The organism is Myxococcus xanthus, assembly GCF_013116825.1.
GTDB classification, from domain to species: domain Bacteria; phylum Myxococcota; class Myxococcia; order Myxococcales; family Myxococcaceae; genus Myxococcus; species Myxococcus xanthus_B.
The window spans coordinates 1-19133 of sequence record NZ_JABFNS010000107.1 but is presented as its reverse complement, the minus strand read 5'-3'; the positions used below and the strand labels follow the sequence as shown (position 1 = coordinate 19133).

The window sequence follows — 19133 nt, the reverse complement described above, 5'->3', positions numbered from 1 at the left end:
CGACTCACTACCCTTGTTCGGCGTGTCCGGAAAACCACACTGGCAGGCCTCCCTGCAGAAGTCTGGCCAGCCGCTGAACGACGCCCACACCCGGAGTCGGTGTCGCCTTGACACGCCAATGTCGGGTTTAATACCGCGCCCATGCCGATGATCGAGGTCCAGCACCTCACGAAGCGATACCGAGACCGGGTGGCCGTGGACGACCTCACCTTCCAGGTCGAGGCGGGTGAGATTCTCGGGTTCCTGGGCCCCAACGGGGCGGGCAAGTCCACCACCATGAAAATCCTCACCGGCTTCCTCCCGCCGTCAGAGGGGGTGGTCCGCGTCGGGGGCTTTGACGTGGAGGCCCAGCCGCTCGAGGTGAAGCGCCGCATCGGCTACCTGCCGGAGATGCCGCCGCTCTACGTGGAGATGACGGTGCGAGGCTACCTGCGCTTCGTCGCCTCGCTGAAGGGGCTGTCGGGGAGCGCCCTCAAGGCCGAGTTGGAGCGGGTGGCCGCCCTCATGGGCGTGACGCACGTCATGGACCGCGTCATCCAGAACCTGTCCAAGGGCTACAAGCAGCGTGTGGGAATCGCCCAGGCGCTGCTCGGCTCTCCGCCGGTGCTCATCCTGGACGAACCCACCGAAGGCCTGGACCCCGCACAGCGCGCCGAGCTGCGCGCCCTCATCAAGGGCCTGGCTGGCAAGCACACCGTCATCCTCTCCACGCACATCCTCCCGGAGGTCACGATGACGTGCCAGAAGGTGCTCATCATCCACCAGGGGAAGATGGCCGCGTACGACGACATCTCCCAGTTGGCCCGCATCCACGGGCAGGCGGAGAACGCGTCGCTGGAAGAAGTCTTCATCAAGCTGACCGCCGCCTGAGCGCGGCCCCTTTTCGAGGACCCCGCCTCCATGCGCACCGCCCTGGCGATTGCCCGCAAGGAACTGTCCATCTACTTCACCACGCCGTGGGCCTACGCCGTCTTCACGGCGATGGCGGCGCTGACGGCCTTCTACTTCATGGACCTGCTGCAGGCGTTCAACGACGTCCAGGGCGTGGCGCGCCGGGTGGGCTGGGCGCAGATGTCCCCGGACTTCAACATGTACCGCAACCTCACGGACGGGGTGGTGGTGGAGCTGTGGGGCAGCGTCCTGGTCATCACCCTGGTCGTCACGCCGTTCCTGTCCATGCGGCTGTTCGCGGAGGAGAAGCGCAACCGCACCTTCGAGCTGCTGATGACGGCCCCGGTGCGGCCCATTGAAATCGTGCTGGGCAAGTACCTGGGCGGCCTGGGCGTCATCTCCGCCACGCTGGCGCTCACGCTCGTCTTCCCGCTGCTGCTGTCCGCGCTGGGCCACAGCGAGTCCGGGCTGGCGCTGGAGTGGTCCACCGTCCTGCTGGGCTACGGCGCGCTGCTGCTATGGGGCGCCACCTGCATGGCCGTGGGTCTGTTCATCTCCGCGCTGACGGAGAGCCAGATGCTGGCGGCCTTCCTCACCTTCTGTGTCCTGCTGGCGTGGATGTTGCTGGGCCAGGTGGCCCGCCGCGCGGAGGAGCCGCTGCGCTCCGCGCTCTCCTACATCGCTTGCGACCTCCAGTTGCAGGGGATGATCAAGGGCGTGCTGGACGCGCAGTCGCTGGTGTTCTTCGCCTCCGTCATCGGTTTCTCCCTCTTCCTCACCCACCGCACGGTGGATGCACAGCGGTGGGCCTGACATGAAGGCGGCCCATGTCGGCAAGGTCCTGGGCGCGTTCGGACTGCTGCTGTTGCTGTCGAGTCCGTTCACCCTGTTCATCACCTCGGACAGCGCCGTCACCGCCGCCGTGAAGGCGGGCGCGGGGCTGGTGATGGTGGGCATCTACGGCGCGACGAACTACCGGCAGTTCGGCCAGTTCGCCACCCGCCGCTCCAGCAGCTTCTTCGCCACCACGGTGCTCACCACGCTGGGCGTGCTCGCCGTCCTGGTGGCGGTGAACTACCTGGCCTTCAAGCAGAACCGGCGCTGGGATTTGACGCAGGCGCGCATCCACACGCTGGCGCCGCAGACGGTGTCCACGCTGGCCGCCATTCCCGACCCGGTGCGCGCCATTGCGTTCATCCCCCCGGCGCATGCCCAGTACGGCCAGCTGGAGGCGCTCTTCGCGCTCTACCGTGCCGAAGCGCCGGGGAAGTTCGAGTACACCTTCAAGGACCCGCGCCGCAGCCCGGACCTGGCCGCGAGGTACCAGGTGCGTGAGGGCCAGACAGCGGTGGTGCTGGTACGCGGTGAGGGCGAGCACGCCACGCACACGCTGCTCGCCACGGTGTCCGAGCAGGAGCTGACACACGCGGTCCTCAAGCTGAACGCGGTGGGCACCCAGAAGGTCTATTTCGTCACCGGCCACGGGGAGTGGCCACTGGACAAGGCGCAGGCGCCACCCAATGACCCGGGCGCCAGCCTGTCCGAGTTCCGGAGGCAGTTGCTCCAGGAGGGCTACACCGCGGAACCGCTGAACCTCGCGGGTGTCCAAGACGTGCCACGGGACGCCGCGCTGGTCATCATCGCGGGGGCCCGGGGGCCCTACACCGCGCCGGAGAGGGAGCTGCTCCAGCGCTATCTCGCCTCCGGAGGACGCATGCTCTACTTCGCTGACGCCGGTCTCCGTGATGGCCTGGACGGACTGCTGGCGGAGCACGGCGTGCAGGTGGACGAGGGCATCGTCGCGGACGCGCAGTACAACAGCGGCAATCCCTTCGTGGTGCTGTCGCTCTTCTACAGCGACCACGAGATTGGCAAGCCGCTGCACCAGCGAGGACTCAACGTGGAGTTCCCCACCCCGCGCAGCCTAACCCTGCTGCGCATGGGGATGGCGCAGGGCGTCCAGGTGCAGCCGGTGGTCCTCACGTCCCAGTACGGCTGGGTGGAGAGCACGCCAGAGGAGAACGCGGTGCCTTCGGATGGCGAGAAGGCGGGCCAGTTGGTGCTGGTGGCCGCCGTGACGCGTGATACCCAGGCCACGCCGGGCAAGCGCTTTGATGAAGCGCGCCTGGTGGTGATGGGGGACTCGGAGCTTCTCCTGGACCCGAACTGGGGCCATGAGCCCAACCGCAACCTGGTGATGAACGCGCTGGGCTGGGCATCCAACCAGCTCACGAAAATCACCATCCGCCCGCCGGACCGCGAGGTGTCCACGCTGCAGTTGGACGCGGCGACGCTCAGCCGCATCCGATTCTTCGCCACGGACCTCATGCCGCTGACGCTGCTGGGCGTGGGCCTGGCCATCTGGCTGTCGAGGCGCAACAATTGACGCCAGCCCGCGGAAGGTGGCGGTGGAGCCTCCTCACCGTCGTCACGGCGGGCCTGGGGCTCACCGCGTGCACCGGTGAGAAGGCATCCGAAGCGCGCGAGGCCCGGCGGAAAGCCGACGCCCAGCAGCGCCTCTTCGTCACGAGGACGGAGGAGACGCGCGGACAGGACGACGGGGCACCTGCCGCGAAGCCTGTCTTCACGCACTTGACGGTGCGGGCCCGGAGCGACACCACGGAGCTGGTCCGCGAGCAGGACGGAACATGGAAGCTGACGGCGCCCGTGTCCGCTCGCGCGGAGGCGGCCGTGGTGGAGACCCTCCTCGGCACGCTGGCGTCTTCGAGCTTCAGCGCCACCGTGAAGGAGGCGCCCACCGACGCCGACCTGGACGCGTACGGCCTGAAGCCCCCCCTCTTCACCGTCACGGCCCGGGCCTTCGTGCCAGACGCCCAAGGCCAGGGGGCGCAGGACCCCGCTCGCCAGCGCACGGTGACGCTGCACTGTGGCAAGGAGAACACCTACGACGGCTCCGTCTACGTACGCCGAGACGCGGAGCCGGCGGTCCACGCCGCCGCGGGGACGGTGCGCTGGGCCCTGGACCGGGACACCTTCGCCCTGCGCGCCAAGGACCTCCTGACACCCCTCGACGAGCGCTCGCTGAAGGGCATCGAGGTGAAGGCGCCGCAGGGTGCGTATCAACTGACGCGGGACTCGGACGGCGTGGGCTGGCGGCTGGTCGCGCCGGTGGCAGCCAACGCGAACGCGACGCGTGTCACGGAGCTGCTGAAGTCCCTGGTGGAGCAGCGGGCACTGTCCTTCCCCGAAGACACGCCGGAGTCCCGGAAGCGGTTGGGTCTGGAGACCCCGGTGGTGGACGCCCGCTTCACCGGTGGCCCGGGCGATCCGGTGCGCGTGCGGATGTCCCGCGTGACGGAAGATGGCGCCGCGCGCGCCTATGCGTTGCGCGAGCAGGGGACGCAAGCCGTGCTGGGTGAGGTGCCCGAGGACGCCCTCGGCGTGCTGGACGTGAGCGTCCGGGAGCTGAAGGACCGGCGCGTGCTGGAGTTCCGGCGCCAGGACGTCCGCCGCATCGTGTTCCACCCGGGCGGTGGCGCGCCCACCATCACCGTGGTGAACACGTCGGAAGCCAACGAAGGCGCCGGGCACTGGGACATGGAGTCCCCGCAGCGGGGCAAGGCACAGCACTTCAAGCTCGCCTCGCTGCTGCGCGCGCTGGAAGGGCTGAAGGCCACGGGCTACGGCGAGACGAACCCCAAGAGTTGGGCCCGGTATGGCGTGACGGAGGACGCCCCCGGCGCCGTGCTGCTGGGCGCGGACGGACGCGAGCTGGCGCGGCTCTGGCTCGGCACTGAAGTCCCCGACGAGCCCGGCACGCGCTACGCCCGCGGCTCCGGCCCCGACGTCCTCAAGGTGCCCGAGTCACGACTGACGTTGCCCACCAGGCCCGAGGACTTGCAGGAAGCAGCGAAGGCCCCCGACGCACCGAAGCCGCCCGCGAAGACGGAGCAGGCGCCCTGAGCCCCCCGTCCCCGACTTGCCGTCAGACAGTGCCCATTCACGCCAGGTCAGCGCCCGTCACCGGAATGCCTTCACGAGCGCCGGTGCGGAACAAGGACCTGGCGAGGCTCACAGCTTGATGACCTCCGTGCCCCGCCGGGGCAGGACGACGCGGAACACGGTGTGACGGCCGGAGCCGGACTCCACGTCCACGCTGCCGTGATGCGCGTGAATGATCTGCTGGACGATGTAGAGCCCCAGCCCCAGGCCTCCGGTGCGAGCCCGCCGCTGTGAGCATCCCCGGAACGGGTCGAAGAGATAGGGCTGCTGCTCGGCGGGAATCACGCCCACGTTGGACACGGAGAAGGTGATGGCGTCCGCGTGGCTGCCATCCAGCCGGAGTTGCACCGGCTCGCTGGCGTCCCCGTGCTGAAGCGCGTTGCCAATCAGGTTCGAGGCCACCTGCGCGAGCCGGTCCGAATCCCAGTCCCCCACCAGGTCCCCTTCCTTCCGCACGTCGAGGGCGTGCTGGGGGAACGCCGCGTGGTGCTCCTGGACGATTCGCTGGACGAGCTGACCGAAGTCCGTCTCGCTCCGGCGCAACGGGATGCCCCCCGCGAGCCGGGCCCGCGCCAGGTCGAGAACGTCCTCAATCATCCGGCCCATGCGCTTGCCGCTCGTCAGCATGCGGCTGGCGCTCTTGCGGACAGCGGGGTCCTCCGTGCGGCGGAAGAGCAGGTCCGCGGCCGTGAGGATGGCGCTCAACGGGTTGCGCAGGTCATGGCCCAGCACGGCGGTGAACATCTCGTTGAGGCGAAGCGTCTCCGTCAGCTCCTCCAACTGGCGGGCCAGCTGCTGCTTCTGCCGGTGGAGCTGGAAGAAGACCTCCGCCTTGTTCCGCAGGACGTGCGGCTCCAGCGGCTTGTAGAGGAAGTCCACCGCGCCCGCGTCATAGCCCTTGAAGCGCCGACGCTGGTCGTGTGCCCCCGCGGTGACGAAGATGATGGGAATGTGGCGCGTGCGCTCCGAGCCGCGCATCAACTCCGCCAGCTCGAAGCCATCCATCTCCGGCATCTGCACGTCGAGGAACGCGAGCGCGACGTCGTGGTGCTCCAGCAGCAGCTCCAGTGCATCCGCTCCCGAGCGGGCCTGGAGCACCTCGACGTCCTCACGGCGCAGCAGGGCAGCGAGCGCGATGAGGTTCTCCTCGAGGTCATCGACGAGGAGGCACTTCACCGGGTGCGTCATGTCAGCCTTCATGTCCACCTCCCACCCTCCGCAACAGGTCGGCTATCTGTTCGAGCGAGAGCACGAAATCCGCGGGGCCACGCGCCAGCGCCGCGGCGGGCATGGTGGCGACGTGGGCCGTGTCGGGGCGCTGCACCAATGTCACCCCGCCCGCGTCCCGCACGGCGGCCAGCCCGCGCGCACCGTCCGAGTTCGCCCCCGTGAGGATGAGGCCCGCCAGGCGGTGACCGTAAACGTCCGCGGCCGACTCGAAGAGGACGTCGATGGACGGCCGGGAGAAGAGCACCGGGTCATCCGCGGAGAGGGCCAGCGAAGGTCCTTCATCCACGAGCAGGTGGTAGTCGGGCGGCGCGAAGTAGAGGGTCCCTGGCTGGACGGGCTCCTTGTCCTGCGCTTCCCGGACGGGGAGCGCGCAGCGCGCGGAGAAGATGTCCACCAGCATGCTGCGTCGCTCCCGGGGTTGGTGGATGACGACGAGCACCGAGGGGCGGAACGCGCGGGGAAGCGAGGGCAACACCGTGACCAGCGCATCCACGCCCCCGGCGGAAGCGCCCACCACCACGGCGTCGATGCGGCCCCGGAGACTTTCGAAGTCCACGTGCGCCCTACCCTTTCTGGAAGAGGCGGTCCTCCCAGACGAGGGAGGAGAAAGCCGACGCGTGTTGAGAGAATCGCAAGGACTCACGGGCCCCCAGGCCCAGGAACCCCCTGCGACAGAGAGAGTCCTTGAACAGCCCGAGCGCGCGCTCCTGCAGTTCACGGTTGAAGTAGATGAGGACGTTGCGGCAGGACAGCAGCTGGACCTCCGCGAAGACACTGTCGGTGGCCAGGCTGTGGTCCGAGAAGACGATGTGCTTCTTCAAGGTGCGGTCGAACACCGCGTTCCCGTAGGCCGCCGTGTAGTAGTCGGAGAGCGAGGCCGAAGCCCCGGACTGGCTGTGGTTCTGGGTGAAGGCGGCGATGCGGTCCACGGCGTAGACGCCCGCCTCCGCCTTCTGGAGGGCCTGGGTGTTGATGTCCGTGGCGTAGATGAGCGTGCGCTCCAGCAGCCCCTCTTCGCGCAGCAGGATGGCCAGCGAGTAGACCTCCTCGCCCGTGCTGCACCCCGCCACCCAGACCTTGAGGGACGGGTACGTCCTGAGCAGCGGGACGACGCTCTCACGCAGCGAGCGGAAGTAGGACGGATCCCGGAACATCTCGCTCACCTGCACGGTGAGGTAGTTGAGCAGCTCCGGGAACAGGTCCGGCTCGTGAATGAGGCGGCCCTGGAGGTGTGACAGCGTGGGGCAGCCGAAGTGGTCCGCGGCCAGCGTCATGCGCCGCTTGAGCGACGCCATGGCATAGCCACGGAAGTCGTAGTGGTACTTCAAGTAGATGGCGTCCAGCAGCAGCTTCAGCTCGATGTCCAGGTCCTTGGATGCCCTCATGCCGCCCGCCCGTCCCTAGGCCTTGGGCATCCAGACGCGGATGAGCGACAGCAGCTTCTCCACGTCCAGAGGCTTGGCGATGTAGTCGTTGGCGCCAGCGGCCAGGCACTTCTCCTGGTCATCCCGCATGGCCTTCGCCGTCAGGGCGATGATGGGCAGCTTGTGCCATTCGGTGCGCTTGCGGATTTCGCGCATGGCCGTCAGCCCATCCATCTCCGGCATCATGATGTCCATCAGCACCAAATCCACCGTCTGCGACGGCTGGGCGAGGCTGCGCGTCAAGCGCTCCAGCGCCTCTCTTCCGTTGCGGGCAATCTCCACCTTGGCGCCCCGCGGCTCCAGGACGCTGGACAGGGCGAAGATGTTCCGCACGTCATCCTCCACCACCAGGATGCGCCGGCCCTCCAGCGCCGCCTCCCGGTCGCGCGCCACCTGCAGCATGCGCTGCCGCTCCGGGGGCATCCGCGCCTCCACCTGATGGAGGAAGAGCGTGACTTCGTCCAACAGGCGCTCGGGCGAGCGCGCGCCCTTGATGATGATGGACTTGGAGAAGCGCCGCAGCCGCTGCTCCTCGTCGCGCGTCAGCGAGCGGCCCGTGTAGACGATGACGGGCGGGAAGGAGACGTTCTCCAGCGCGGCCATCTGCTCCAGCAGTTCGTAGCCGCTGAGGTCCGGCAGATTGAGGTCCATCACCATGCAGTCGAAGGTGCGCTCACGCAGCTTCTCCAGCGCCTGCCCCGCAGTGGCCACGCCGACGATGCCCACCTCGTCGCTCTCCAGCAGGTGCTGGATGCTCTCGCGCTGGCGGGCGTCGTCCTCCACCACCAGCACGCGCCGCACGCCGGGGGAGAACTTCGTCTCCAGCTTGCGCACGGCCTCCATGAGCTGCTCGCGCTGCACCGGCTTGAGGGCATAGCCCACGGCCCCCAGCTCCAGCGCCTCGCGCGAGTGGTCCGCCACGGAGATGACGTGCACGGGGATGTGCCGCGTCTTCGCGTTGCGCTTGAGCTGGTCCAGCACCGCCAGGCCCGAATGGTCCGGCAGGTTCATGTCCAGCAGGATGGCGCTCGGCTGGTACTGCACGGCGGCCTGGCAGGCGTCACGGCCGTTGTCGGTGACGATGGCCTGGAAGCCCAGCTCCCGCGCCAGGTCCCGGAGGATGAGGGCGAAGCGCCGGTCATCCTCGACGACGAGGATGATGCGCGCGTCCGGAGCCAATTGTTCGCGGTCGTCCTCCACCGCGCCGGCGGCCAGCGGGCGCGGCGCGGTCTCCACCAGCGAGGCGGGAACAGGCGCGGGCAGCGGGGCCACCGGTGGCGGGGGCGCACGGAAGGAGGCCACCGCGCCAGGGGACTCGCGAACCACCAGCGTCCGGTCGCGGAGCGCCACCGGCAGCGTCACGGTGAAAGTGCTTCCCTGGCCGGGCGTGCTCTCCACCGACACGTCGCCGCCCAGCAGCCGCGCCAGGTCGCGGGAGATGGAGAGACCCAGCCCTGAGCCGCCGTACTTGCGGTGGGTGCTGCCATCCGCCTGCCGGAAGGCCTCGAAGATGAAGCCCTGGAGGTGGGCGGGAATACCGATGCCGGTGTCCGTGACGGCGAACGCCACCCGGCCCGGACCGGCGGGAAGGACGCGCAGGGACACCGCGCCCTTCTCCGTGAACTTGAGCGCGTTGGAGAGCAGGTTCTTCAGCACTTGCCCCAGCCGCTGGGGGTCCGTCTCCATCGAGGCCGGCGCTCCCGGCTCCACCTGCACGGTGAAGCCGATGCCCTTCTCCTGCGCCAGCACCTGGAAGATGCGCGACAGGTTCTCCACGAAGCGCGGCAGGCTCACCGCCTCCGGCAGGAGGTCCACCTTCCCCGCCTCGATGCGGGACAGGTCCAGGATGTCGTTGATGAGCGCGAGCAAGTCGTTGCCCGCCGCGGAGATGGTCTGCGCGAACTTCACCTGCTCCTCGGTGAGGTTCCCATCCTTGTTGTCGGCCAGCAGCTTGGCCAGGATGAGCGAACTGTTGAGCGGCGTGCGCAGCTCGTGGCTCATGTTGGCCAGGAACTCGGACTTGTAGCGGCTGGTGCGCTCCAACGCCTCGGCCTTCTCCGTCAGCTCCGCCTGGGCCCGGGTGAGGACGTCCTTCTGCTTCTCCAAGAGTTGCGTCTGCGCCTCCAGTTGGGAGTTGGTCTGCTCCAGCTCCGCCTGTTGCTCCTCCAGCCGGGCCTGGGACTCCTTCAGGATGCGGCTCTGCTCCTCAATCTCTTCGTTGGAGACGCGCAGCTCCTCCTGCTGGGCCTGAAGCTCCTCGGACTGGCGCTGCGTCTCCTCCAGCAGCTCCTCCAGCCGCGTGCGGTCATGGGAGGTCCGCACCGCGATGCCCACGGACTCGGACACCCGTTCGAGCAGCTCCAGGTCCGAGGGATGAACGGGGTGGAGGAAGCCCAGCTCCACCACCGCGTTGACCTTGCCGTCCACCTGCGCGGGCACCACCAGCAGGTGTCGCGGCGTCCCGCGCCCCAGGCTGGAGCTGACGGGCAGGTAGCCTTCGGGCACGTCCCGGACGTGGAAGGTTCGGCGGTGTTTGAGCGCCTGGCCGACGAGCCCCTCCCCCGGCTGGAGCACCGTGCCCGAGTTCGGGACGGACGCGGGCAGCGCATAACCCGCGAAGCGGCGGAAGCGCCCCGCCCCATCGGCCAGGTAGATGGCGCCCACTTGCGCATCCAGGTAGCCCGCCAGCAGGCGCAGCACGTTGTCGCCCAGTTGCTCAAGGCGCTGCTCCCCCTGTACCGCCGCGCTCAGCTGCGACTGGCCGCGCTGAATCCAGGCTTGGATGGAGCGCGCCCGGAACTCGCGCGAAGTCATGTATCCCGCGAGGGTGATGAGCACGAGCAGCAGCGCCGACCCCAGCCAGGTGACAGTCAGCGACGTGGCGGCCGCGCGCTGGAAGTCGCCATTGCGCAACTCGAGCAGCCGCCGCTCCTCCGTCTCCATCTCCTCCACCAGGGCACGGATGCGGCTCATCAGCTCGATGCCTTCACCGGTCCGAATCAGGGCCAGCGCGGCATCCGGCTGGCCCATCTGCTTCAGCTCCACCGTCCGCTGCATCTCCGCCAGCTTCTCGGCCATGAGCGCGTTGAGGGTCACCAGCCGCCGCTGCTGCAGTTCGCTGTCGTCCATCAACGCCTGGAGCTGCGCCAACTGCGTGGGCAGCAGCCGGTTGGCGTTGGTGTACGGCTCCAGGTAGCTGTCCTCGCTCGTCAGCAGGAAGCCGCGCTGGCTGCTCTCCGCATCTTTCACCGTGGAGAGGAGCGTCTTGAGACGTTCGACCACCCCCATGGTGTGGCGGACCATCTCCACGGCGTTCGTCCGCGTCTCCAACGACTGGTACGTCAGGACGGCGATGAGCGACACCGCCAGCGCCGCCACCACGTAGCCAGCGAGCGTCGTCGGCGGCAGCGGCGGTCCAAAGCGATTGACGCGAGGGGTGGAGGATCTCATCGAACCTCCCGCACGGTCGAAAGGGCGCGCTCACTTCCGCGACGGCACGAACGGCCAGCCAGGCCACTCTTGGGGCACTGAGGAACACCTGTCATGTTGAGACGCGTCCGGTTGCGGGGGCGACGCAGCAAGTCACCGCGTACCACAGGCCGCGCTGGGTCCTCAGGCGTCCACCCGCCAGACCTGTCGCGCACTATCGGCTACGCGACACTGTGCTGCCCGGAGGGGTGACTACACCTCCAGCAACACATACCGCTGGTCCGGGGTGTGCTTCGCCAACAAGGGCATGGCCACGTTGTAGACGGGGATGCCGCTCTTCGTCTTTCCATTGCGAGCGCCGTGGTGCGCGTGCCCGTGGAACACCACCTCCGCGCCGTAGTGGTCAATGGGCATGGACAGGCGGCTGGTGCCCAGGAAGGGGCGAATCTCGATGTTCTCCCCCTCCAACGTGTCCGGCACCGGGGCGTAGTGCATGATGACCACCTTCTTCTCCACGTCGAGGTGGCTCAGCGCGGCCTCCAGCTTGAGCGACTCCGTGACGGCCTCCTGCACGAAGGCCTTCGTCTGGCCCTCGCCAAAGGCCTGGAGCGTCGCGTTGCCGAAGCCGCCGGCAAAGCCCTTCACTCCCGCCACGCCCAGCACCTTCTCGAAGATGAAGTGGTCCCCGTCCAACACGTGGACGCCGACCTTGGCCAGCTCGCCGCAAATCTCCTTCACCTGGTTGTGCTCATAGTCGTGGTTGCCGAGCACCGCGGCGCAGGGAACGCGGAGCGCGGACAGCTCCTCCGCCAGCACCTTGCCCTCTTCAATCATTCCGCGGTCGGTGAGGTCGCCGCACAACACGAGCAGGTCCGCCGTGGCGTTCACCTGCTTGACCAGTTGCCGGAAGCGACCGTGGTGGTCCTCCCGGCAGTGCAGGTCACCGACCGCCGCCAACCGAATTTTCGAGCCCGGATCGCGCGCCACTCTCGTCCCCTCGCTGTCGTTCGTTCTCGTCCCAGGACCTCCCGTCACTGAAGCCCCAGTGGTGGATGTCCACGTGATAGTTCACGCGGGAAATCAGGTTGCCGCGGCACAGCTTCTCTTCCCAGCACCCCTCGCGCAGGGTGTGCAGCGTGCGGCTCATCAGCTCCGCCATCACCCATTCGGGAATGGCGTCCCGCTCGGACGGATAGGCGAAGCGGAACATCATCAGGTGGCTGAGCAGGACCTCCCAGTACCGGTCGAACCGGCGCATCATCCGCTCCCAGTCCATGTTCCGGCCCGCCTTCAGCAGCAGGTGGTTCACGTCCGCGCCGTCATAACGCTCGCGCTCGTTCACGAACGCCTTGGACCAGATCATCTCCTCGGCGGGAGCCACCAGACACTCGTGCCCGAAGATGGTGGCGCGCGGGGCGTGTTCGAACCACTCGTCATCCACCACCGCCACGCCGTTGCCGGAGGAGAAGATGAAGTCGACGAAGTAGTCGCCCTTGAAGGCCTTGTAGAGCCAGACCTCGTCCGCGCGCTCCGTGCGCCAGCCGTCCTTCTCCAGGACTTGCAGCGCCCGGAGCGCGTCCGCCTTGCGGGGAAAGAGGTCCAGGTCCTTCGTGTCGCGGTAGATGCCGGTGTACGTCGCGTAGGCGTAGGCACCGCCCACGACGAAGGGCACCCCGGCGTCGATAAGCAACCCGACGGCCCTGGCCCGGGCGTTGATTTCGTCCGGGGCCCGCTCACGCTCCGCCAGCTGCGCGTCCGTACCCATCTCGCCGGGATGGTTGGGGTGTCTCTTTTCCATGGCCGAAAGGTAGGGACTGAGAATTTCGGCCGTCCGCCCGTGCGGAATAGATGCCTGGGGAGCGGGCGGCCAACCTACAAGCATCGTGATTCCGGACGTTTCACGCACCCTACGGGCGCCTTTTCCGTTTTCCGGCCGAGCCGTGTCCATGCGGGCAGGCACGCTGCTGCACGGCCTGCCGGGGGCCGTCCGAAGGGAACGTGGACCCTGCTGCGCAAGAGCCTGTTGTGTGCCGCCCTGCTGGTGACGGGCTGTGACGACGCGACGAGCGACGAAGACACCTTCCGGGAAGGACTGCCCTCCAAGGAGATGCGCTCGCCCACCAGGAACAACGGGCGGGGGCTGGCGGCCTTCTACGGTGAAGGCCAACAGGCCGAGTACTATCCTGAAGGCCAGGGTGGGCAGGAGGCCATGGAGACGCTGGACCTGGTGCGCGTGGACGTGAAGACACAGGCGGCCGCCATCCACTCTCACGTCGATGGGATGACGCTGGAAGAAGTGGCCGCGCGGCGGAGCCGCTCGGTGCCCATCAGCCGCAAGCGACTGGAGCACTTCGCGGCGCTGGGCGGAGAGGAGCTGAAGGGTCCATGAGCGCGCACGAATCGGAATGGACACTGCGCCGCCTGAGCGCCGGAGAGCTGACCACCACCGAGGCCGCCCGCGTCCAGGCCCATGCGGCCGCGTGCGAGTCCTGCGCCCAGGCCCTGCGCGGCATCCAGTCAGCCCAGACACGGCTCGAAGCGGAAGGCGCGTCCGAGCGCTTCGAGGCCGGCGTGGAGCAGGCGCTGCGGCGGCGGCAGGACTTCGCCCGGCCACCGCCGCGACGCTGGGTGGCGACGACGGTGGCCATCGCCGCGTCGCTCCTGATGGTGGTGCTGGTGCGCCCGCTGCTGGACTCCAGCGCGGAGTCGGGCGCCATCGTGGGACTCGACCGTCTCAAGAGCGGCGCGACGGCGCAGCTGCTCATCGGAGGAGGGCTGGAGCCACAGCGGGAGGCCATTCCGGGCAGGCCCGAGGCGCTCGACCTGGGGGAGCGGGTGACGGTGGGCTACACGGCGGGGACGCACCGCTACGTGGCGGCGCTGTCGGTGGATGCCATTGGCGAGGTGACACCGCTGTATCCAGAGGCGGGAGCCAGCGCCCCCGTGGCCCCCGGCAGCGGACAGCACTGGCTGCCCGGAGGATGGGAGTTCACCGGCTCCGGAGATGAGCGCGTCATCGTCGTGCTGAGTGACGAGCCCCTGCCCCAGGAGACGCTTGCGGAAGCCGCCCGGCGCGCCTTTGCCCAGGCGGATGGCGACGTCGGCCGGATGGCCGAACTGGAAGTCCCCGGAGCGCAGACACACTGGGTGCTGCGGAAGCCCTGAGCCGCCTGCCCTGCCCCACGCGTGCCGTGACGCGGGGGCTCGCCCTGACAGCGTCCGCTGCGCTTCGCACGGGACGACGCCCGGAAGCCTCACGCGCTCCTGCTTCGCCACGGCGCTGAGACTTCTTCAATTCCACCGAGGGTGAGCGCGCCACCTGCACGGGCGTCTCCGCGCTGGACGGCCAGGAGGGCGGCCGAGCGGACATTCCCGCGCATGAATGGTGACGCGCGGGGTGGATTCTCTATGCTGGCCGCTGTTTTCCCGCGCCCTCCATGTCCAAGCCCTCCATCCTCGAAGTTCTCAAGAGCCCGCGCATCTGGCTGCTCGTGGCCGTTGGTTTCGCATCGGGCCTGCCCCTGTGGCTGACGGGCGTCACGCTGTCGGCGTGGATGAAGGACGAAGGCGTCAACCTGAAGACGATTGGCGTCTTCGGCCTCGTGAGCATGCCGTACACCTTCAAGGTGCTCTGGGCGCCGATGATGGACCGCTACACCCTCCCCTTCCTGGGCCGGCGGCGCGGGTGGATGCTGGTGACGCAGGTGCTGCTCATGGGCGCCATTGCCGCCATGGGGCTGGTGAATCCCAAGGACGCGCCGGTGACCATGGCCGCCATGGCGGTGCTGGTAACGTTCCTGTCCGCCAGCCAGGACATCGTCGCGGACGCGTGGCGCACGGACATCCTCACCGTGGAGGAGCGCGGCCTCGGCAACTCCACGTACATCACCGGCTACCGCCTGGGCATGCTCACCGCTGGCGCGCTGGCCCTGACGCTGTCAGACATCACCGGCTGGTCCCAGACGTACTTCATCATGGGCCTGCTGATGGCCGTAGGCGTGGTGGCCACGCTCCTGGCCCCTGAGCCCCAGGGCTCGAAGCCGCCGCGCAACCTGACGGACGCAGTGGTGAAGCCCTTCGTGGAGTACTTCACGCGCAAGGGCGCCGTCGCCGTCATCATCTTCCTGGTGCTCTACAAGCTGGGAGACGCCATCGCCGCTGGAATGGTGACGCCCTTCTACAAGGAGCTGGGCTTCTCCAACACGGAGATTGGCGCGCTCAGCAAGGGCCTGGGCATGGTGTCCACCATCGCGGGTGGACTGCTGGCCGGCGTGGTGATGGTGAAGCTGGGCACGCGGCGCAGCCTCTTCGTCTTCGGCGCGGCGCAGGCCCTCACCAACCTGATGTTCATGGGGTTGTCGCTGGTGGGGAAGAACGACCTGATGCTGGCGGCCACCATCGCCGTGGACAACCTCTGCGGCGGTCTGGCGGTGACGGCCTTCGCCGCCTACCTGATGTCGCTGTGCCACAAGAGCTTCACCGCCACGCAGTACGCGCTCCTATCAGCGCTGGGCACGGTGGCCAACCGTCTCATCTCCGCCTCCTCCGGCTACCTCGCCGAGTGGCTGGGCTGGCCCGCCTTCTTCGCCGGCACCGTGCTGCTCGCCGTGCCCGCGCTGGTGCTGCTCGCGTTCCTCCCGGAAGACGCGGCCACGCCCTCCGACGAGCCTCCAGAGACGGCCCCTGCCTCGCCGAGCGTCTCCACCGCCTGAGCGGAATCCGTGGCGCGCGGTGCGCCACGCCAACGCCAGACAAAGACAGACAGGGCCCAGAAGCCCTGTCTGTTCACCAGCGCACAGTCTGGCGCCACGCGCCAAGCCGGAAAGACCCGCCATCCTAGGATGCAGCGACTCTTCCATTCCCAAGGGGGGATTCGTGGTTAGACCATCCGAGCAGTTCCTGATGAACCGGCGTTGGTTCCTTCGAGCAGGCACACTGATGGGCCTGGGTGCCGGTGGCCTGTCCACCGCGCGCGCCCGTGGCCTGGAGCCCGATCCCACCGGAGCGTGGGGCGATGCCCCGTCGCGTGAAGTCGTCCTGGCGTCCCGCCAATGGGACGGGCTCGCCGGGCACCCTGGCGTGAACGCCTCCCCTGGGCTCATCCGGACGCCCTACGACGCCGCCCCCGCTGCCGCGGCAGACCCGGGCGCCGGGCTCGCGAGCTCGTTCCAGCTCCATTTCCGGAACTCCTACGGCCATCGAATCTGGATCTGCATCTCGTTCTACGACCCGGCCCGGTGCGGCGCCTGGGGCAACTGGGGAACGCGGGGTTGGTGGACCATCGATAATGGGCAGTCGGCCTACGTCCTCAACACGACGCACCGGCAAGCCTACTTCTACGCCGAGGCCGCCAACGGCGCGTTCTGGGCCGGAGACGCCCACGCCATTCATGCGCCACAGACGGCTTTCGACTCCTGTCTGTGGAACCAACGGATTGGTGACCGCTACCTGGGGATGCGCCCCGTGTACATCAGCGGGGACGTCTACACGCAGAACCTCACGCCCTGAGCGTCGGCGCCGCGTCACCGGAGGATGTAACGCGGTGCACGCTCGCCAGAATCGTTGAGCCTTCCGCCGTGGGGCATGGCTATGTTCCGCGGCCATGGCCCACCCGCTCGCTGGCAAGCCCCCTCCGGAAGACTTCCTCATCGACCCCGAGAAGCTGCGCGTCGCCTACTTCTCCGGCCGGCCTGACGTGGGCGTGGCCGAGCAGCGCGTCGCCTTCGGCACCTCCGGGCACCGCGGCTCCTCCGCGCGCAACAGCTTCAACGAAGGTCACATCCTCGCGGTGACGCAGGCCATCTGCGAGTACCGCCAGCAGCAGGGCATCAACGGGCCGCTCTTCCTGGGCATGGACACCCACGCCCTCTCCGCCCCCGCGCAGCAGACGGCGCTGGAGGTGCTGGCGGCGAACGGCGTGCAGGTGCGCTTCACCGACGGCGCCACGCCCACGCCCGTCATCTCCCACGCCATCCTCACGTACAACCGCGGCCGCACGGCGGGGCTCGCGGACGGCATCGTCATCACCCCGTCCCACAACCCGCCGGAAGACGGTGGCATCAAGTACAACCCACCCAACGGCGGCCCCGCGGACACGAACGTCACCTCCGTCATCGAGAAGCGCGCCAACGCGCTGCTGGGCGCGGGCAACGCGGGCGTGCAGCGCATCCCCCACGAGCGCGCGCGCACCGCGCCCACGGTGAAGCCGTACGACTTCATCACCCCGTACGTGGAGGACCTGGGCACCGTCATCGACATGGAGGCCCTGCGCGGCGCGAAGCTGCGCATCGGCGCGGACCCGCTCGGCGGCTCCAACGTCGCGTACTGGGAGCCCATCGCCACGCGCTACGGGCTGAACCTGCACGTGGTGAACCCCACGGTGGACCCGACGTTCCGGTTCATGCCGCTGGACCACGACGGGAAGATTCGCATGGACTGCTCGTCCCCCCATGCCATGGCGAACCTGGTGCGCTTGAAGGATGCGTATGACATCGCGTTCGGCAACGACGCGGACTCGGACCGGCACGGCATCGTCACCCGCAGCCTGGGGCTGATGAACCCGAACCACTACCTGGCGGTCGCCATCGACTACCTCTACCGCAACCGGCCCGGCTGGAGGCCCGGCACCGCGGTGGGCAAGACGCTGGTGAGCAGCAGCCTCATCGACCGCGTGGCGAAGGACCTGGGCCGCCGCGTCGTCGAGGTGCCGGTGGGCTTCAAGTGGTTCGTGGACGGGCTGCTGGACGGCTCGCTCGGCTTCGGCGGCGAGGAGAGCGCCGGCGCGTCGTTCCTCCGCCAAGACGGCACGGTGTGGACCACGGACAAGGACGGCATCATCCTGGACCTGCTGTCGGTGGAGATCCTCGCGCGCACCGGGAAGGACCCTGGCGAGCACTACCAGGCCCTGGCGGCGAAGTTCGGCGCGCCGCACTACACGCGCATCGACCAGCCGGCCACCGCCGCGCAGAAGGCCGCGCTGAAGAAGCTGTCCCCGGAGGCGGTGAAGGCCACCACGCTGGCCGGTGAGCCCATCCTCCAGCGCCTCACCCGCGCGCCCGGCAACAACGCGGACATCGGCGGGCTCAAGGTGGTGGCGGAGAACGGCTGGTTCGCCGCGCGTCCCTCCGGCACCGAGGACGTCTACAAAATCTATGCGGAGAGCTTCCGCGACGAAGCCCATCTCCAAGAAATCCTCCAGGAAGCGCGCGCCATCGTCGGCGAGGCGTTCGCGTCGACTTGAGCGGCGTGGCGGAGGCGCTGCTGGGTGTGGGCCGGGCCCCCCCAGACGAGCCGGCTGGCGGACTGGGGCCTCGGCGCTCGGTCCACCGCCGTCCCCCCAGTCACGGGCCGCCCGCCCGGCTGCCCTCCGGTGCGTCCTTCCTTGACTCGCCGGGGGGTGCTCTTTAGGTTCAGAGGCTTCCAGTAGCCCCACCGAAATCCGAAGGACGTTCCATGGCTCGCGTTACCGTCGAAGACTGCCTCCCCCTCGTCGACAACCGGTTCGCGCTGGTGCTGCTCGGCGCCAAGCGCGCGCGGCAGCTGATGGCGGGTGCCCGCCCCATCCTCGAGCAGTCCAAGAACAAGCCCCCCGTGCTGTCCCTGCGCGAGGTGGCCACCGGCCGCGTGAAGTTCGATCGTGACGTGCGCGAGGCGCTGTCCGGCAAGTACACGGGCGACGAGCCCAAGTAGTCCCCGCGGTTCCCTTCAGCCCCCTTCCTTCCCGGCAATGCTCGCCGGGGAGGGGGCTTCGGGGAGCAGGCCCTGGGAGCGCAACCAGCGCACCGCCCGCGAGGCAACGGCCTTCTCTCCTTTGTAGCCCAGCAGTGGCACCAGTTGGACCACCGGCACCCAGCGCACCTCGTCCACCTCGATGCGCGGTCCCGGCAGCGGCCCCAGCTCTCCCTCCTGATAGCGGAACAGGAAGAAGTGGACGCGCTTGAAGATGCGCTGTCCGCGGAACTGGTACACGTAGCGAATCTCGCCCAGCGGGGCCATGAGCGACACGGAAAGCCCCGTCTCCTCACGCACCTCACGGCTCGCCGTCTGCTCCGGCGACTCACCTGGGTCCACGTGCCCCTTGGGGAGCGCCCACAAGGTGCGGCCATGGGGACGGATGACGGCCACCTCCCAATGGCCGGCGCTCTCCCGGATGACGACACCTCCTGCGGACGCCTCGCGTGGCATACCCGCCCACCC

The 19133-nt window shown here is 68.6% G+C and carries 17 protein-coding genes; 10 read left to right on the top strand and 7 right to left on the bottom strand.

Features of this window, described 5'->3' with window-relative positions; genetic code table 11:
* Positions 1 to 147 precede the first annotated feature (147 nt).
* From HNV26_RS26695 to HNV26_RS26680, 4 genes are read left to right on the top strand one after another with little or no spacing between them, the layout of a single operon-like run.
* The gene (locus tag HNV26_RS26695; protein WP_171443728.1) at positions 148 to 870 is read left to right on the top strand and encodes an ABC transporter ATP-binding protein; all 723 of its coding nucleotides are present in this window, start codon (positions 148 to 150) and stop codon (positions 868 to 870) included.
* Positions 871 to 900: 30 nt separating this feature from the next.
* Positions 901 to 1704 carry an ABC transporter permease gene (locus HNV26_RS26690; RefSeq protein ID WP_171443719.1) on the top strand — a complete coding sequence of 268 codons (804 nt, stop codon included), beginning with the start codon at positions 901 to 903 and terminating at the stop codon, positions 1702 to 1704.
* 1 nt (position 1705) lies between these two features.
* Complete coding sequence (locus HNV26_RS26685) at positions 1706 to 3277, top strand: GldG family protein (RefSeq protein ID WP_171443720.1); 1572 nt, start codon at positions 1706 to 1708, stop codon at positions 3275 to 3277.
* A complete protein-coding gene (locus tag HNV26_RS26680; protein WP_171443721.1) occupies positions 3274 to 4815 on the top strand; it encodes a DUF4340 domain-containing protein in 1542 nt (513 codons plus the stop codon). Before HNV26_RS26685 ends, HNV26_RS26680 begins: the two co-directional genes overlap by 4 nt.
* A 108-nt stretch (positions 4816 to 4923) precedes the next feature.
* On the opposite strand, the gene HNV26_RS26675 is transcribed toward HNV26_RS26680, so the two are convergent.
* The 6 genes from HNV26_RS26675 to HNV26_RS26650 all read right to left on the bottom strand — a co-directional run bounded on the left by HNV26_RS26675 (position 4924) and on the right by HNV26_RS26650 (position 12735).
* Positions 4924 to 6054, bottom strand: coding sequence for a hybrid sensor histidine kinase/response regulator (locus HNV26_RS26675; protein ID WP_253817071.1), 1131 nt, complete (start codon positions 6052 to 6054; stop codon positions 4924 to 4926).
* Positions 6044 to 6640, bottom strand: a complete 597-nt coding sequence (locus HNV26_RS26670) for a chemotaxis protein CheB (RefSeq protein ID WP_171443722.1) — start codon at positions 6638 to 6640, stop codon at positions 6044 to 6046. The genes HNV26_RS26675 and HNV26_RS26670 overlap by 11 nt, the downstream gene beginning before the upstream one ends.
* A 7-nt stretch (positions 6641 to 6647) precedes the next feature.
* The gene (locus tag HNV26_RS26665) at positions 6648 to 7469 is read right to left on the bottom strand and encodes a CheR family methyltransferase (RefSeq protein ID WP_171443723.1); all 822 of its coding nucleotides are present in this window, start codon (positions 7467 to 7469) and stop codon (positions 6648 to 6650) included.
* 15 nt (positions 7470 to 7484) lie between these two features.
* Complete coding sequence (locus tag HNV26_RS26660) at positions 7485 to 10958, bottom strand: response regulator (protein ID WP_171443724.1); 3474 nt, start codon at positions 10956 to 10958, stop codon at positions 7485 to 7487.
* 231 nt (positions 10959 to 11189) lie between these two features.
* Complete coding sequence (locus tag HNV26_RS26655) at positions 11190 to 11894, bottom strand: metallophosphoesterase family protein (protein ID WP_171443730.1); 705 nt, start codon at positions 11892 to 11894, stop codon at positions 11190 to 11192.
* Complete coding sequence (locus HNV26_RS26650; RefSeq protein WP_436410065.1) at positions 11878 to 12735, bottom strand: nucleotidyltransferase; 858 nt, start codon at positions 12733 to 12735, stop codon at positions 11878 to 11880. The genes HNV26_RS26655 and HNV26_RS26650 overlap by 17 nt, the downstream gene beginning before the upstream one ends.
* 225 nt (positions 12736 to 12960) lie before the next feature.
* Between HNV26_RS26650 and HNV26_RS26645 the strand changes: the two genes are divergently transcribed.
* From HNV26_RS26645 to rpoZ, 6 genes are all read left to right on the top strand, one after another.
* On the top strand, positions 12961 to 13326 hold the full coding sequence (locus HNV26_RS26645) for a hypothetical protein (protein WP_253817070.1): 366 nt from the start codon (positions 12961 to 12963) through the stop codon (positions 13324 to 13326).
* Complete coding sequence (locus HNV26_RS26640) at positions 13323 to 14102, top strand: zf-HC2 domain-containing protein (RefSeq protein WP_171443725.1); 780 nt, start codon at positions 13323 to 13325, stop codon at positions 14100 to 14102. The genes HNV26_RS26645 and HNV26_RS26640 overlap by 4 nt, the downstream gene beginning before the upstream one ends.
* Before the next feature lie 272 nt (positions 14103 to 14374).
* The gene (locus tag HNV26_RS26635) at positions 14375 to 15649 is read left to right on the top strand and encodes an AmpG family muropeptide MFS transporter (protein WP_171443726.1); all 1275 of its coding nucleotides are present in this window, start codon (positions 14375 to 14377) and stop codon (positions 15647 to 15649) included.
* 163 nt (positions 15650 to 15812) lie between these two features.
* Positions 15813 to 16445: a DUF1036 domain-containing protein gene (locus HNV26_RS26630; protein WP_366816985.1), complete on the top strand. Its 633-nt coding sequence runs from the start codon at positions 15813 to 15815 to the stop codon at positions 16443 to 16445.
* A 94-nt stretch (positions 16446 to 16539) separates the two neighbouring features.
* Positions 16540 to 18177 carry a phosphoglucomutase (alpha-D-glucose-1,6-bisphosphate-dependent) gene (gene pgm / locus HNV26_RS26625; protein ID WP_171443727.1) on the top strand — a complete coding sequence of 546 codons (1638 nt, stop codon included), beginning with the start codon at positions 16540 to 16542 and terminating at the stop codon, positions 18175 to 18177.
* 212 nt (positions 18178 to 18389) lie between these two features.
* On the top strand, positions 18390 to 18626 hold the full coding sequence (gene rpoZ, locus HNV26_RS26620) for a DNA-directed RNA polymerase subunit omega (RefSeq protein WP_011554872.1): 237 nt from the start codon (positions 18390 to 18392) through the stop codon (positions 18624 to 18626).
* A 15-nt stretch (positions 18627 to 18641) separates the two neighbouring features.
* On the opposite strand, the gene HNV26_RS26615 is transcribed toward rpoZ, so the two are convergent.
* The gene (locus tag HNV26_RS26615; RefSeq protein ID WP_090493118.1) at positions 18642 to 19121 is read right to left on the bottom strand and encodes an NUDIX hydrolase; all 480 of its coding nucleotides are present in this window, start codon (positions 19119 to 19121) and stop codon (positions 18642 to 18644) included.
* Positions 19122 to 19133: the final 12 nt, after the last annotated feature.